The sequence below is a fragment of the Mycobacteroides abscessus ATCC 19977 genome, assembly GCF_000069185.1.
GTDB lineage: Bacteria > Actinomycetota > Actinomycetes > Mycobacteriales > Mycobacteriaceae > Mycobacterium > Mycobacterium abscessus.
Genome location: NC_010397.1, coordinates 4038993 through 4053199 on the forward strand (window position 1 = coordinate 4038993; position 14207 = coordinate 4053199).

17 protein-coding genes are annotated in these 14207 nt (G+C 65.1%); 6 read left to right on the top strand and 11 right to left on the bottom strand.

Features of this window, described 5'->3' with window-relative positions:
• Window positions 1-17 precede the first annotated feature (17 nt).
• The gene (locus MAB_RS20250; protein WP_005061882.1) at window positions 18-1349 is read right to left on the bottom strand and encodes a glutamyl-tRNA reductase; all 1332 of its coding nucleotides are present in this window, start codon (window positions 1347-1349) and stop codon (window positions 18-20) included.
• Window positions 1350-1493: 144 nt separating this feature from the next.
• Window positions 1494-1748, bottom strand: coding sequence for a glutaredoxin family protein (locus tag MAB_RS20255; protein WP_005061885.1), 255 nt, complete (start codon window positions 1746-1748; stop codon window positions 1494-1496).
• Between the two features lie 97 nt (window positions 1749-1845).
• Between MAB_RS20255 and MAB_RS20260 the strand changes: the two genes are divergently transcribed.
• Window positions 1846-2763, top strand: a complete 918-nt coding sequence (locus tag MAB_RS20260; RefSeq protein WP_005071061.1) for an HAD family hydrolase — start codon at window positions 1846-1848, stop codon at window positions 2761-2763.
• 86 nt (window positions 2764-2849) lie between these two features.
• Entirely contained in the window at window positions 2850-3317 is a 468-nt protein-coding gene (locus tag MAB_RS20265; RefSeq protein WP_005061887.1) for an FAS1-like dehydratase domain-containing protein, read from the top strand.
• Here the strand turns inward: MAB_RS20265 and MAB_RS20270 are convergent.
• Window positions 3314-4318 (bottom strand): AraC family transcriptional regulator, encoded by a 1005-nt coding sequence (locus MAB_RS20270; protein WP_005080285.1) that lies wholly within the window; start codon window positions 4316-4318, stop codon window positions 3314-3316. The genes MAB_RS20265 and MAB_RS20270 overlap by 4 nt on opposite strands.
• A gap of 109 nt (window positions 4319-4427) precedes the next feature.
• On the opposite strand from MAB_RS20270, the gene MAB_RS20275 reads away from it, so the two are divergent.
• Genes MAB_RS20275 through MAB_RS20285 form a run of 3 tightly spaced genes read left to right on the top strand, consistent with a single transcriptional unit; the run spans window position 4428 to window position 6491 of the window.
• A complete protein-coding gene (locus MAB_RS20275; RefSeq protein ID WP_005112138.1) occupies window positions 4428-5861 on the top strand; it encodes a DUF1254 domain-containing protein in 1434 nt (477 codons plus the stop codon).
• A gap of 10 nt (window positions 5862-5871) precedes the next feature.
• Window positions 5872-6216, top strand: coding sequence for a heme-binding protein (locus MAB_RS20280; RefSeq protein WP_005080283.1), 345 nt, complete (start codon window positions 5872-5874; stop codon window positions 6214-6216).
• A complete protein-coding gene (locus tag MAB_RS20285) occupies window positions 6213-6491 on the top strand; it encodes a hypothetical protein (RefSeq protein WP_005071070.1) in 279 nt (92 codons plus the stop codon). Before MAB_RS20280 ends, MAB_RS20285 begins: the two co-directional genes overlap by 4 nt.
• Here MAB_RS20285 and MAB_RS20290 read toward each other — a convergent pair.
• The 6 genes from MAB_RS20290 to proC all read right to left on the bottom strand — a co-directional run bounded on the left by MAB_RS20290 (window position 6488) and on the right by proC (window position 11326).
• Window positions 6488-7417 carry an NAD(P)H-dependent flavin oxidoreductase gene (locus MAB_RS20290; RefSeq protein ID WP_005088843.1) on the bottom strand — a complete coding sequence of 310 codons (930 nt, stop codon included), beginning with the start codon at window positions 7415-7417 and terminating at the stop codon, window positions 6488-6490. The two genes, MAB_RS20285 and MAB_RS20290, sit on opposite strands and share 4 nt — an antisense overlap.
• A gap of 98 nt (window positions 7418-7515) precedes the next feature.
• Window positions 7516-8589, bottom strand: coding sequence for a lysophospholipid acyltransferase family protein (locus MAB_RS20295; protein ID WP_005080281.1), 1074 nt, complete (start codon window positions 8587-8589; stop codon window positions 7516-7518).
• Window positions 8590-8611: 22 nt separating this feature from the next.
• Complete coding sequence (locus MAB_RS20300) at window positions 8612-9676, bottom strand: SDR family oxidoreductase (protein WP_005080280.1); 1065 nt, start codon at window positions 9674-9676, stop codon at window positions 8612-8614.
• Between the two features lie 63 nt (window positions 9677-9739).
• On the bottom strand, window positions 9740-9841 hold the full coding sequence (locus tag MAB_RS20305; RefSeq protein WP_003402602.1) for a 30S ribosomal protein bS22: 102 nt from the start codon (window positions 9839-9841) through the stop codon (window positions 9740-9742).
• 194 nt (window positions 9842-10035) lie between these two features.
• Window positions 10036-10296 (bottom strand): helix-turn-helix domain-containing protein, encoded by a 261-nt coding sequence (locus MAB_RS20310; RefSeq protein ID WP_005061934.1) that lies wholly within the window; start codon window positions 10294-10296, stop codon window positions 10036-10038.
• A 142-nt stretch (window positions 10297-10438) separates the two neighbouring features.
• The gene (gene proC / locus MAB_RS20315) at window positions 10439-11326 is read right to left on the bottom strand and encodes a pyrroline-5-carboxylate reductase (RefSeq protein ID WP_171512658.1); all 888 of its coding nucleotides are present in this window, start codon (window positions 11324-11326) and stop codon (window positions 10439-10441) included.
• A 172-nt stretch (window positions 11327-11498) separates the two neighbouring features.
• Here proC and MAB_RS20320 point away from each other — a divergent pair, with 172 nt between their 5' ends.
• The gene (locus MAB_RS20320) at window positions 11499-12743 is read left to right on the top strand and encodes a serine hydrolase domain-containing protein (RefSeq protein WP_005112140.1); all 1245 of its coding nucleotides are present in this window, start codon (window positions 11499-11501) and stop codon (window positions 12741-12743) included.
• Here the strand turns inward: MAB_RS20320 and MAB_RS20325 are convergent.
• Together MAB_RS20325 and MAB_RS20330 are read right to left on the bottom strand one after the other, a co-directional pair.
• The gene (locus tag MAB_RS20325) at window positions 12740-13681 is read right to left on the bottom strand and encodes a R2-like ligand-binding oxidase (RefSeq protein ID WP_005094720.1); all 942 of its coding nucleotides are present in this window, start codon (window positions 13679-13681) and stop codon (window positions 12740-12742) included. The genes MAB_RS20320 and MAB_RS20325 overlap by 4 nt on opposite strands.
• Before the next feature lie 73 nt (window positions 13682-13754).
• Complete coding sequence (locus tag MAB_RS20330; protein WP_005061943.1) at window positions 13755-14198, bottom strand: nitroreductase/quinone reductase family protein; 444 nt, start codon at window positions 14196-14198, stop codon at window positions 13755-13757.
• Window positions 14199-14207 lie beyond the last annotated feature (9 nt).

Consider the following 14207-nt stretch of genomic DNA (forward strand, 5'->3'; position numbering starts at 1 on the left):
CCATCCACCACGACGCTCTATTCGTGCAATTCCTTTGTGGCGAGCGGTAGTTCGCCGGCCGTGGCCACGGCCTCGACGGTATGCGGGTCGAGCTCGAACAGCTCGCGCAACGCCTCGGCATAGCTGTCGCCACCGGGCGCCGACGCCAGCTGCTTCACCCGCACGGTGGGGGCATGCAGCAGCTTGTCGACAACGCGGCGAACGGTCTTGGCGACTTCATCCCGCTCGGCTCCGGCCAACCCGGGCAGGCGGCCGTCCAGGCGCAGCAGCTCGGCCTCGACAACTTCTGCGGCGCGCTGACGCAGCGCGGTGACCGTCGGGGTGACCTCCGCCATCCGCTCGCCGGTCAGGTACCGGGCGACCTCGTCGTTGACGATCTGACGGGCAGCACCCGCATCGTTGGCCGCGGCACGGGCGGTCGGCTCGCGCTGGATGCGCTCCATGTCCACCACGACCACGCCGGGCAGCCCGGCCACCGTGGGGTCGACATCGCGCGGCATGCCCAGATCACAGAAGACCAGCTGACGGCCGCCCTCCAGGGCGTGGTGCACATCAGCCAGGGAGATCACCGGGCGGACCGCACCGGTACAAGAAACCACCACATCGGCCTGAGCCAGGGCCTGGTCCAGGTTGTCCAGTGTGATCGCCTGAGCGTTCACACCGGCTTCGCGCGCGGTCGCGGCGAGGCGCCGCGCGCGCTCGGCGCTGCGGTTGACCACCCACAGGTTGTCGATGCCCGCGCGAATCAGCTGTGCGGTGGCCAGCGAGCCCATTGAACCGGCGCCGACAACCGCGGCCGTACGTCCCGGCAGGCCATCGAGCTTGTTGTCGGCCAGGTTCAGTGCCACCGACACCACAGAGGCGCCTGCCGCGTCGATTCCGGTCTCGGAATGCACCCGCTTGCCCACCCGCAGGGCGCTCTGCGACAGCTCGTGCAGTACACGGCCCACGGCCTGATGCGATTCGGCGGTGGCGTAGGCGTTGCGCACCTGACCCAGCACCTGTTGCTCGCCGACGACCATCGAGTCCAGGCCGCTGGCCACCGCGAACAGGTGCTCGACGGCGGCCTCGCTGTAACGGACGTAGGCGTATTTGGTGAGCTCGTTCATCCCCATTCCGGCATGCCGGGCGATGGCCTCGCCGATGACGGTGAGGCCGCCGTGGAAGGCCTCAACCACGGCATATACCTCGACCCGGTTGCAGGTCGACAGCACCATCACCTCGGTGACCAGGGGTGATTGCAGAATATGTTCGATGATCTTGGGCTGATCGGCCTCGCCAATCGCTAGCTTCTCCAGCACCGGCACAGGCGCGCTACGGTGCGAGGCTCCGAACAGCAGGACGCTCACCGCAGGTCACTCCGCTGACATCTCAGGGCCTGACGCTCTTCCCGCGAGCGGCTCATCACTGTCCAGCTCCCTTGCTTTTGGTGAGGCTCGAACTTCATGCACGGTAGCCCGAATATGGCCACTGGGCAAAATCCAAACAGCCTGTTATCGGTCACGTTTCAGGTCCGCCCGGAGCCGGGGCTCGTCTACTTCCCAGTAGCTGTGCTCCTGACCGTCCAGCAGAACCACTGGAAGCCGGTCGCCAAACTCCGCGCGCAGCGAGGAATCTGTGGCGGCCGCCTCATCGACATCGGTGACGGTGAGTGTGACGCCGAACTCGTCGGCCAAAGCCGCCAACTCGCTCTCGGCACGGTCGCAGGCAGCGCATCCGGCCCGCGTCAGCAGCGTTAGCGACGTCATATGCCAATTCTGCCACCGGGTCCCCCGCGTCCTCGCCGCCCTCAGTAGGGTTGAACGGCATTCGCACGCTGCGCACAGGAAGGGCGGGTAACCAGGCATGACCAGCCCCCAGATCAACGGCGAACCCCCTGCCGAAGGCCCTACCGAGGAGCAGGTGCTCGCCGAGGCTTTCGCCGAGGACGTCGCGCGTGCCGCATCCTTCGCCGAGGCGGACGCGGCCGCCGAGCAGCCGCCCGGGCCACCTCCCGCCGACCTGACCGCGGCCGCGTTTTTCGATGTCGACAACACGCTGGTGCACGGCTCATCGCTGGTTCATTTCGGCCGCGGCCTGGCGCAGCGCGATTACTTTCAGTATTCGGACATGCTTCAGTTCGTCTGGGCACAGGCGAAATTCCGGCTGACCGGCCGCGAGAACTCCGACGATGTGGCAGCGGGCCGGCAGAAGGCGCTCTCGTTCATCGAGGGGCGCAGCGTCGACGAGCTCGTCGCACTCAGCGAGGAGATCTACGACGAGACCATCGCCGACAAGATCTGGCCCGGTACCCGGGCACTGACGCAGATGCATCTCGACGCCGGCCAGCAGGTGTGGCTCGTCACGGCCACACCGAGAGAGCTGGCGGAGACCATTGCCCGGCGGCTGGGCCTGACCGGGGCGCTGGGAACCGTCGCCGAATCGGTGGACGGTGTCTTTACCGGACGCCTGGTCGGCGACATCCTGCACGGGCCGGGCAAGGCACGGGCGGTGCGCAACCTGGCTATCCGCAATGGACTGAACCTCAAGCGCTGCACCGCCTATAGCGACAGCGTCAACGACGTCCCGATGTTGTCCCTGGTGGGCACCGCGGTGGCCATCAATCCGGATGCCGAGCTGCGGGACGTGGCCCGGCGCCGCGGATGGGAAGTCCGCGACTTCCGAACTGCTCGCAAGGCCGCCCGCATCGGGGTGCCGTCGGCCGTACTACTCGGCGCCGCGGGCGGAGCGTTGGCGGCCGCACTGGCCCGCCGCGAGAAGTGACGATCACCATTACCGCTGCTGATAGGCTCAGCGCCGCTCGAACTGTCCTAGATTCGTCACTGACCTGCAGCGAAATGGGTTAATGCATGGCCATCCGCCAAGACATCGTCGGAACGCACTACCGCTACCCCGATTACTTCGAGGTGGGCCGCGAGAAGATGCGCGAATTCGCGGCGGCCATCAAGGACGAGTGCGAGGTCAACTCCGGCGTGGTCGCGCCCATCACCTTCCTGGCGGTCGCCGGACGACGGGTGCAGCACAAGATATTCACCGAGATGGACCTACCCATCAATGTCGCACGGGTGCTGCACCGCGATCAGAAGCTCAAGTTCCATCGGCCGATCCGGGTCGGCGACCGGCTGTACTTCGACAGCTACCTGGACAGCGTCCTGGAATCGCACGGCATGGTGACCGCCGAGGTGCGCGCCGAGGTTACCGACGAGAACGGTGATCCCGTCGCCACCAGCATCGTGACCATGATCGGCGAAGCCGAAGGGCATGAGCGGGACGCGGCTGCCATGGCCGCGAACATCGCCTCACATCGCAAGAACTAGGCGCGCCTACGGTCCGACCGGTAAGCACTCGGGGTGGTACCGAACCAGCGCTTACAGCTGCGGGTGAACACACTCTGCTCCGCATAGCCGAGCTGTCTGCTCAGGTGGTCCAGGCTCAGGTCGGTATCGGAAAGCAGCCGCTCTGCCGCCTCCCTCCGGATCTGATCGACGAGCTCCGCGAAGGTCATCCCCTCGGCGCGGAGCCGCCGTTGCAATGTCTTCGGGTGTACGCCGAGATGTAATGCAATGTCTCCCAATCCGATTGCACCGGTCGGCAGCAGCTGCCGGATGAGGATCCGGACCAACTGACTGGAATCGGGCTTGCGGCTCGCGTGGGTTCCCGTCAAGTAGTCGACCGCCGTCTGGTGGGCCAAATTGTCCTTGGGCAGCGCCTTCTGCATGTCGGTGGCGCGCAACGTGAACCCGCCGACAGGCTCACAGAAGAACGGCGGACACCCAAAATAACGCTGATACGCCGATGCCGGCGTGAGGGCTTGGTGCGGTAGATGAACTGACACCGGGCGGTAACCGGCACCCAAAAAGTGATGCAGCACCCGCAGCGTGACCCCCAGAGACAGCTCAACAGCCTGCGCCTGTGGCGGGGCCGGGTTGAGCAGGTACTCGAACTCGAATCGGCACAGCGCGGGATCACGGTGATCGGTGACTCGCGCGCTGATCACCGGACAGTATGCGCCCATGAACTTTTCGAGAATGGCGAAGGCGTCGGCGACCGTCGCGGCGGTACGCGCCGCCAAACCGACCGGACCCAGAATCTCGATGCCTTGCCTGCGGGCAAGCTGACGGCCGAAGTCCGGCGCGTTCAGCGCGGCCGCGGTGGCCTCCAGCGCGCGGGCGCCGTTGGGCAGCGAGATGAACCTCTCGTACGAGCCGGCGTCGGTCGGTGAAACCCGGGCCCCGGCAAGCAGTCTGCTGCCGTCGCCGCCGAGCTCGGCCACCAGCTCGTGGTAGTTGGTGAGCGCCGAGCCCCGGATGACCGCCATGTCCCGAACTGTCAAATATTTGTCCTCCATTGTCAAGACAAGTGGGCCGAATGTGCTGCACGATCAACATTCGGCGACCAAGATCGTCGCAACAGGAAAGGGAGGGCCCGTGAAGATTTGGTGTACGCAGTGGACCAAACTATTGGTCGTGATGAGCACCGTCGCGCTGGCAACGGGACTTACCAGCTGCTCCAAAGAGCCTGGCTCCCAGAAGCTTTCCGCCGACGAGGCGAAGTCCATCGCGATGGACGCCTATGTCTACGGCTACGCCCTGGTCACCATGGAGATGACCCGCCGGGTGATGACCAACGTGGAGAAGGCGGAGCCGCCGCGTGCGCCCATGGGACAACTCATGCGGATGCGCGAGTACCCCAATGCCGCCTTCCGAGATGTCACCGCCCCCAACGCCGATACCCTGTACACCAACGGTTTCATCGACGTCGGCAAGGAGCCCTGGATCCTGAGCCTGCCGGAGGCGGACGGCCGGTACTACCTGTTCCCCATGCTGGACGGATTCACCAATGTCTTCGAGGTGCCCGGCAAGCGCACCACGGGCACCGGCCCGCAGACCTACGCAATCACCGGCCCCGGCTGGAAAGGCACGCTGCCGCAGGGGGTCCAAGAGTACAAGTCTCCGACCGCACTGGTGTGGCTGCTGGGCCGCATCTACTGCACGGGCACCCCAGAGGACTACGCGGCCGTACACACGCTGCAGGACGCAATCTCACTGGTGCCACTGAGCTCATACGGCAAGCCGTATACCCCGGCCGCCGGCCATGTTGATCCGAGCATCGACATGACAACGCCTGTCCGCGAGCAGGTCAACAACCTGAGTACCAAGGCATACTTCGATCTGCTGGCCACCCTGCTGAAAGACAATCCGCCCGCTGAGGCCGACAAGCCGATTCTGGAGAAAATGGCCACGATCGGCATCGAGCCCGGAAAGCCCTTCGATACAGACAAACTCGGCACGCAGACCGTCAGCGCACTGGAGTCGGTACCCAAGGAAGCGTTCGCCAAGATCATGGCGCACTTCAAGGAGGCCGGCAACAACATCAACGGCTGGGTCTTCACCACCAAGACCGGTCAGTACGGCACGGATTACCTGCAGCGTGCACTGATCACCGCAATTGGATTGGGCGCCAACCGGCCCCAGGATGCCGTGTATCCCACCTCCGAGGTGGACAACACCGGCAAGCCCTACGACGGCGCGAACAAGTACGTGCTGCACTTCGACAAGGGTCAGTTTCCCCCCGCAGAGGGTTTCTGGTCGCTGACCATGTACGACGCCGGAATGTTCTTCGTCGACAATCCCCTGGGCCGCTACACCCTGAGCCAGCGCAACACCTTCACACCGAATCCCGATGGCTCGGTGGATCTGTACCTGCAACATCAGAATCCAGGGCCCGAGAAGGAGGCGAACTGGCTCCCCGCACCCACCGGCAAGTTCAACCTCATGCTTCGTCTCTATTGGCCCAAGGAGACCCCGCCGTCGATCATCGACGGCACGTGGAAGCCGCCCGCTGTACAACAAGTCCCGTAAGGAGCCGTTCATGAAACCGATTGCCACAGGCCTGTTTACGGCCCTGGGTGCCGCGGCGCTGTTCAGCGCGGCAACCGCGAACGCAGAGCCGGAGCGCCCGGCCAACTGCACGGCCGCCGATCTGGCCGGGGTCTCGGCGGGTGTCGCCGCCTCCACATCGAGCTATCTGTTCACGCACCCGGACGTCAACGACTTCTTCACCAGCCAAGCGGGCAAGCCGCACGGCGAGATGCAGGCCGCCGTGAAGGCCTACTTCAGCACCAACCCCGAGGCCGAGAACGATCTGCGCGCCATCCGGCAGCCTGTCGTCGACTTCCGGGAGCGGTGCCAGTTGCCGCAGGAGCGTCAGCCATGAGGCGCCTGACGGCCGCGCTGACCGTCGCGGTGGCATTGGCTGGTCTGCCGATTACGCAACCGGCGGCCAACGCCGATGTCTGTGTCGGTGGCGGCCGCCGGATTACGGTGAGCGGCTGCGCGAACATCGCCGATACCGTGCAGCGGTATGCGCCGCCGCCCGAGGACTATGCGCCGCTTCCGGACGACCCGCCGCCTCCACCACCAGCGCCGAATGTCCATGCGTGCGTGGGATACAACGGCCGCTGGGTCAGCGCCAGCGGCTGCAATCCCTAGACGTACTGTGCCGCGAGCTTACCGATCACCGCGGTGAACTCGTCCATGGTGGCGTCGAGGATGTCCTTGACCGATTCGACGCCGCCAATGCGCCCGGCAACCTGGCCGCCAAGCGGCACAAAGGTTTCCATGTTGCCTCCGAAGTAAAGGTCCAACGGGTCTCCGGTTTCCAGCAGTGACACCAAGTCCCGTCGTTCCATCTCCTCGGTACGTGCGCTGCGCAGCGCACGTAGCCCCGGCTTGGTGAGCCGGTTGAGCAACACGGTGTCGGTCTCACGGGCCGCGACCACCGCCGCCTTCCAGTTGTGGTGGATGGGCGACTCGGCAGCCGACATCATTCGCGTGCCCATCTGTACGCCTTCAGCACCAAGCGCGAACGCAGCAGCCATCGAGACGCCGTCGCAGATGCCTCCTGCGGCGATGATCGGAATGTCGACGTGCGAGCGCACCAAGGGCAGCAGCACCATGGTGGACGCGCCCTTAGGGTCCTTGAATCCGCCGCCCTCGACACCCTCCACCACTAGGCCGTCGACGCCGGCATCGACCGCCTTGAGGGCCGCCGCCAGCGTGGGGACCACATGAAAGACCGTGAGCCCGTTATCTTTCAGGACGCGGGTGTATTTGTTGGGGTCCCCCGCGCTGGTAGTCACGAAGGTGACGCCTTGGTCCACCACGAACTGCGCAATGGAAGGATCACGCACGAATGCCTGCGCGATGTTGACGCCAAAGGGCTTGTCGGTGAACTCACGCATCGCACGGATCTCGTCCTTGATGGCGTCCAACTCACCGGAGCTCGTCTCGATGATGCCGAGCCCACCCGCGTTGCATACCGCGCTAGCCAGCTGGGATCGCGCTATCCAGCCCATCGGGGCCTGCACGATCGGCCGTTCGACACCCAGCAATTCGGTTACCCGGTTTGTGATCACGCGTTGAACCTACGCCGCCGTCACTTCGCCTGGTGACGGCAACTGCGATACAGAACCACCGCAATACGGCGTGTCGGCAGGGTCGGCGGCCGGGCGTCTTAGCCGAAGAACATGTTGCGACGGCCCGCGAGTAGCCGGTACAGCGTCTGCTGAATGGTCTCGCGCACCTGATCGGTCACCTCGAAGGTCACCATCGGATCGTCGGCTGCGGCCTCGTCGTACCCATCCGTCGGGATCGGGGTGCCGAATTCGATATGCCACTTGGACGGCAGCGGCACCAGCCCGACGGGACCTGCCGCCGGGAACAGCGGGGTCACCGGGAAGTACGGCAAGCCGAATAGCCGGGCGATCACCTTCAGGTCGGCGATCATCGGGTAGATCTCTTCAGACCCCACGATCGAGCACGGGACGATGGGAGCACCGGTGCGGATGGCTGCCGCCACAAACCCGCCACGACCGAACCGCTGCAGTTTGTAGCGATCCTTGAACGGCTTGCCCAGGCCCTTGTAACCCTCCGGGAACACCGCCGTCAACTCGCCGCCGGACAGTAGCCGGTGCGCATCGGCCGTGCATGCCAGCGTATGACCGGCCTTTCGCGCCAACTGCCCCAGGAACGGTGCGTCGAACACCATGTCGGCGGCCAGGTTACGCAGCGTGCGGTTGCCGGGGCACCGGTCGTGCACGGCCACCGACAGCATCAGCCCATCCAAGGGCAGCACACCGGCATGGTTAGCCACAACCAGGGCTCCACCGGTAGCGGGAATGTTCTCCACCCCGGTCACGTCCACTCTGAACCAACGGTTGAACAGTGGCCTCAGCAAAGGAAGTAACAGCGATTCGTTGAGGTGCTCGTCGAATCCGAAATCATCAACGCTGTAATCGCCGCCCACTCGCCGGCGAATGAACTCAGCGACGGCGGCAATGTTGGCCGCGAGAGCCGTCAGCGACTCCTCGTCGCCCACGTGAGCGTTGCCCTGTGCCGCCCGAATCTCATTGAGGTCGTGGATCACTGCGGCGGTTTCCGCGGGATCGTGGACGGGCGCACCGTTGGTCAACGACGAGGGGTGCCGCCTGCCGGCGTCGGCACGCGCCTCGGCCCGGCGAGCACGTGCAGCATGGCGTTCCGAATTAGCCTGCAGTTGAATAACTTTCGCTTTGGTCTCACCAGCCACGCTGTTCACCTCCACCCTATTTTCACGAACTGATCTTCTGCGCGAAAGCCACCGCGCGATCTCCCAATGAGCGTACCCACTCCGGCTCGATAACTGGAGTGATCCCGCGTCCCCTTACGTAATCCCCAAATGCCCCGATGGTGGTCCACTTGGGCTGATACCCGAGCTCGGTCTTCATCCGGGTGTTGTCCATGGCGCGTCCGTAAGCCAGCCAGTCACGCTGTTCGGAACTCAGTTCGGTGTAACGGGTGCCCTTGGTGAAGGAGGCGATCGCCGCAACCGCAAACGATGGCACAGGAATGCCGAGCTGCCCCGAGCGCCGGACTGCCTGCGACATCATCATCATGCCGTCGGCCGCGATGTTGAAGGTGCCCGCCTTACCGGCCATGGTGGCGCGTTCGAGCGCACCCAGCGCGTCCTGCTCATGCAGCAGCTGCAGTCGGGCGTCGCGCCCGAGCATGGTGGGAACCACCGGGCCCGCCAGATAGCGAGCCAGCGCGGTATCCATGCCAGGACCGATCAGATTGGCCAGTCGCAGGATTGTCACGGCGACATCGGGCCGGCGCCGGCCCAAGCCGCGGGCGTAGCTCTCGATGTCGATGCTGTCGCGTGCGAACCCGTCGGCGGGCGGGCGACGCGCGCTCATCTCCTCGGTGAACATCACCGGGTCCCGGGCGCTGGCCCCATACACCTGCGCGGTGGACTTCACCACGACGCGCTGCACGGTGGGGGCCTTCTGGCAGGCCGCGAACAGCTGCATCGCGCCCATCACGTTCAATTCCTTGAGCGCGGCACGCCCGCCGGAACGCGGCGAGTAGGACGCCGAAGCGGTGTGCACCACCGTGTCGACCTCGCCGTTGCGAATAACCTTCGCGATGAACGGGTTGCGGATATCGGCCCGGACAAACTCGGCCCGGCCCATGCGGCGCAGCAGGTCCTTACTCGGAGCGACCGCATCCACTGCGATCACGCGATTGATCATCGGATTCTGGACCAGGCGCGCAGCCAGGTAACCCCCGAGGAATCTGCTGGCCCCGGTAACCAGCACGACCCTCGGGTAATGCAGGTTGGACTCGCCGGCGCTCACGGACGAAGCTTATCCATCAAGGCAGTAGTGGGCATCCGGAGCGGATGCCCACTAACACAGGGTTTACTTGCCGAGTTTTCTGCGCTGCACGCGGGTGCGACGAAGCAGCTTGCGGTGCTTCTTCTTGGACATACGCTTACGCCGCTTCTTGATGACTGAACCCATGAACTCCTGCTAACTACTGTGAAATCGTCTTTACCGTGGGCGGTGTACAACGGCTGATGCCAGCCGTACACGAGCGCCCCAACCCCTCAAGGCTTAAACCAGGGTGCCGCACGACTCTACCCGTTACGGCCCCCCGTCAGGAAACCGGCCGAATCGGGAAGGTGCTCTTGTCCAGTTCCTACCCGCCGTTTGGCCTACCCGGCGTCGAAGTAGGAGGCCTGCAGCAGATCGTTTACCGCCTTGGCGTGCACCCGGAACGACCGGCCAACCCGCACCGCGGGCAGCTCTCCGTTGTGTACCAGCCGGTAGACAGTCATCTTGCTGACGCGCATCAGCGCGGCAACCTCAGCGACTGTAAGGAACTGAGCCTTCCCGGATTGGCCAGCAGCCGACGCGTCCCGGCCCGGCTTGGCGCCGGCCCCGTCGCGTGCGGATGGCCCGTTCATTGACGTCATCGCATACCCATTTCCCTCGGCACATGTCGTGCCGCCGATCTTCCCCATCGGCGGTACGGACACGCACGTGCTAGAAGGAGAATAGCGGGACCAGTGGGGTTACTGATACCCGTGTGGGCTAATTGATCAAGATTTGGTTAAATTACTCTGATGTGATTCCGAGCTGCTCGGAGCGTGTTTTTGCGGCATCCACGGCCGCGTAGACGCTTGCCCGCAAACCTCCGCGTTCCAGTTCACGCAGCGCAGCGGCGGTAGTACCGCCCGGCGAGGTAATCGTCGCGCGTAGCTCGGCGGCGGTCGTATCCACCTCGGTGCGGGTCTGCAGTCCGGGGGCGCGATTCTCGTCCGATTCGGCCCGTTCCAAGAGCATCGCGGCGGATCCGGCCATGGTTTGGATGACCAGATCGGTTGCGACGGGGCGGGTGAGGCCCGAGGCCACCCCCGCGTCGACCAGCGCCTCGACGAGCAAAAAGAAGTAAGCCGGCCCTGATCCGGAAATGGCGGTCACGGTGTCCATCTGCGATTCGGCGACGGTGATGACGGTGCCGACGGACTCGAGCAGCTCGGCGACGGCACTGAGCTGCTCATCATTGGCGAATCGGCCCTTGGCCAGTGCGCTTACCCCCGCACCGACCAGCATCGGGGCATTGGGCATCACGCGCACCACCGGTGCTCCGGCCGCCAGCTTGGATTCAAAGAATCCCGTCGATACCCCGGCGGCCACCGACACCAGAACCTGCTCGGTTTCCCGCTCGCTGCCCTCGGCGTCCAATTTCGCCAGCGCCGCGGCGATCTCGGTCGTTGCGCTCTCCACATCGGAGGGTTTGACCGCCACCACGATGAAGTCGGCGCCCTCGACGGCGTCGGCCACCTCGCTGATCCGGATGGAGTACGCGTCGGCAAGGGCCCTGGCCCGTGCCGGTACCTTCTCCGAGACAACAATGTCCTTGGCCTGCCGCCCGGCCCTCAGCAGCCCGGAGATGAGTGCTTCGCCGATATTGCCGCCACCGATAATTGCGATTCTGGACATGGCGACCAGCATGGCAGACCAATTAGCACGTCCGGAAACGGCTTTCCGGCGCGCCGGTGGCGCCGGCGGTGTCTGTGCCCCTCGATACCCGCAGTCGGCCCGATGGGTGACTCTTCGCAGACCTGACCTGGCGTAGTAGCGCGCAAGCGGATACGCGGACTACAAGTTACATATGTCACAACCGCAGCGTCGCGTGGAGACGGCCCCCGCTATCGCACCCGTCCCCGTCCGCACCGAGCTGCCTGGCGGGGTGCACGGCTGGGCCCAACCCGAGTTCGATCGGGTGGTTCGCAAGTTCGCGTCGATGTACGTGGGCCGCATCGGCGGCGGCGCACTCTGCGTATATGTGGACGGCGAACCGGTGCTCGATATCTGGGCCGGCGAGGCGCGTCCGGGCATGCCCTGGACCCACGACACCGCGCCCATCGTCTACTCGGCGTCCAAGGGCGTAACCGCCACCGTCATTCATCGGCTGGCCGACCGCGGGCTCCTAACCTATGACGCTCCCGTGGCCCGGTACTGGCCGCAGTTCGCGGCCAACGGCAAGGAGTCGATCACCGTCCGAGAGGTGTTGTCGCACAAGTCCGGGCTCGCCGCGCTCGCCCCGCTGGCATCCACACCCGAGGAACTGCTCGATCACGAACTCATGGAGGAGCGGCTCGCCGCCGCCCCCGTCGGGCGCTTCTACGGCAAGGCCGCTTATCACGCGATGAGCTACGGCTGGCTGCTGGCCGGGCTCGGGCGCGCGATCACCGGCCAAGACATGCGTGCGCTCTACCGCGCCGAGATCGCCGAACCTCTGGGGGTGGACGGCATCCACCTAGGACGACCACCTGCCGATTCGCCGACCATCCCCGCGGGGATCTACGCGCACCTCGAGAAGGCAGTGAGGACGCCCTTCTTGTCGCGGGGCCTGTCCCTCGGCGCGCGCGTCATCGACGCCATACCGGCAGCACGCGGCGCCACCGGCGCGATCCATGTCCCGGGGGCCGAACGCATCGTCGCCGACAACGGACACACCAGTGCACCGCTGTACGACACCCAGATGGGCGCGGGTAATGCCATCTGCACCGCGCCCGCGCTGGCCAAGCTCTATGCCGCGTTGAGCAATCGGGGAAGCGTCGACGGCCGTCAGCTGCTCTCGGCAGAGAAGACCGCCGAACTGGCCCGGGGGCGCGGGATCCGACCCGGCCTTCCCCTTGCCCGCGATATCTGGGACCTTGGCTACCACTGCTTCCCCGCCCCCGGGCTGCTGGGCGGGTTCGGCCACATGGGCGCCGGGGGCTCCACCGGATGGGCAGACCCCAAGCGTCGCATCGCCGTTGGGCTGGCGCATAACCACCTGATACTGCCCAACCCGATGCACAATGTGGCCTTCCCCCGGCTATGGGCCGCCACGGTACGCAGCGCGCGCTAGGCCGTGGCGGCGAGCGCCTGACGGTCCTCCGCGGCGAACGTATCTTCAAGCTGCAGTGGTGAATAGTCCAGATCGATCTCCGCGAGCGGGCGGCCACGGGCACTGCTGATGGTTCCGAATCGGCGCATACCCTTGTCTGCGGAGTACTGCATGAACTCGTCCAGAGAAAGCCCAAACGGGGTGTCGTCGCCGTAGAGTTCGAAGCCTTCTTCGGTGAGCCGCAGGGCAATCGGGATGAGTTCGTTCATCCGTGCTTCGAACACCGACCAGTTCGCGTCATCGGCCGCGACATGACGCCGGCAGGTGAAGGTGCCCCAAGCCATGTGGCGCCGCTCGTCATCTCCGATCCGGTGCACCAGCTCCTGCATGCCCGGCAGTATCCCGCGATCCACGCAAATCTTGTGCCAAGCAAAATATCCGGTGAGCGCGAGCATGCCCTCCACAACATGGTTATAGGTCACCGACGCACGGACCTGCGCCGCCGGCGACGGGTCTGCGGCCAACATTCCGAGAGCATCGGGCAGCCGATCGAAGAAGATCTCGCGGTAGGCCGGCAGATCGTCGAGATAGCCGTGCAGATCCTCGCTGACCCCGACGGCGTCGAGCCAGAGCCGAAATACCTGAGTGTGCTTTGCTTCCTCAAAGGCGAACTGCGTCAAGTACATTTCATCGCCCAGCCGCCCCTCGGCGCGCATCGCGGACATGAACGGCTGAATATCCTGAGTCACCGATTCCTCGCCCGCGATGAACTGCGCGCATAGCCGGGTGGCATAGTCGCGTTCGCGTTCGGTGAGCGATTCCCAGTCCGCCCTGTCGCGCGAGAAGTCGATACCGGCCGGATCCCAGAATTTCGCGTTACCGCCCGCGAATAGCTTGAGCGGCATGGAATCCCAATTGAGCCCTCCGGCCCGCAGCGATCCGTATTGTGTGCGCGTCATAAGGGCCTCCTAGTGTCGACATTGACCTAGCACCCATCCTGAATGTGACTCAGCCCACAATCAAGGGCCGGCGCTAGGCCGGCACGCAGATGATGACGGGGATATCCCGGTCGGTGTTCTTCTGGTAGCCCGCATAGCCCGGGTTGACCTTGACGATCGTGGGCCACAGCGCGGCCTTCTCCTCGGCCGAGGCGGTGTGCGCCGTAAAGGGGCGTGCGACATCGTCGACAGCGATCTCGACGGCCGGGTTCTTCACGAGGTTCTTGTACCAGGCCGGGTTCTCGGTGCCGCCACCGTAGGAGGCCACCAGCACCACCCTGTCGGGCTCGTAGATGGGAGCGGTCAACAGGGTGCCGCGGCGCTGCCCCGTCTTGCTGCCGATGGTGTACAGCTCCACTGGCTGCATCCCCAGCACCTTCTTGGGATAGCGCCCGCCGGTGAGCGCGAGCAGTGCTCGGTGACCGTTTTCCAAGAACCAGGCACCAATCCGGATGGCCCAGTCGGGTTGCTTGCTCACAAATTCTCC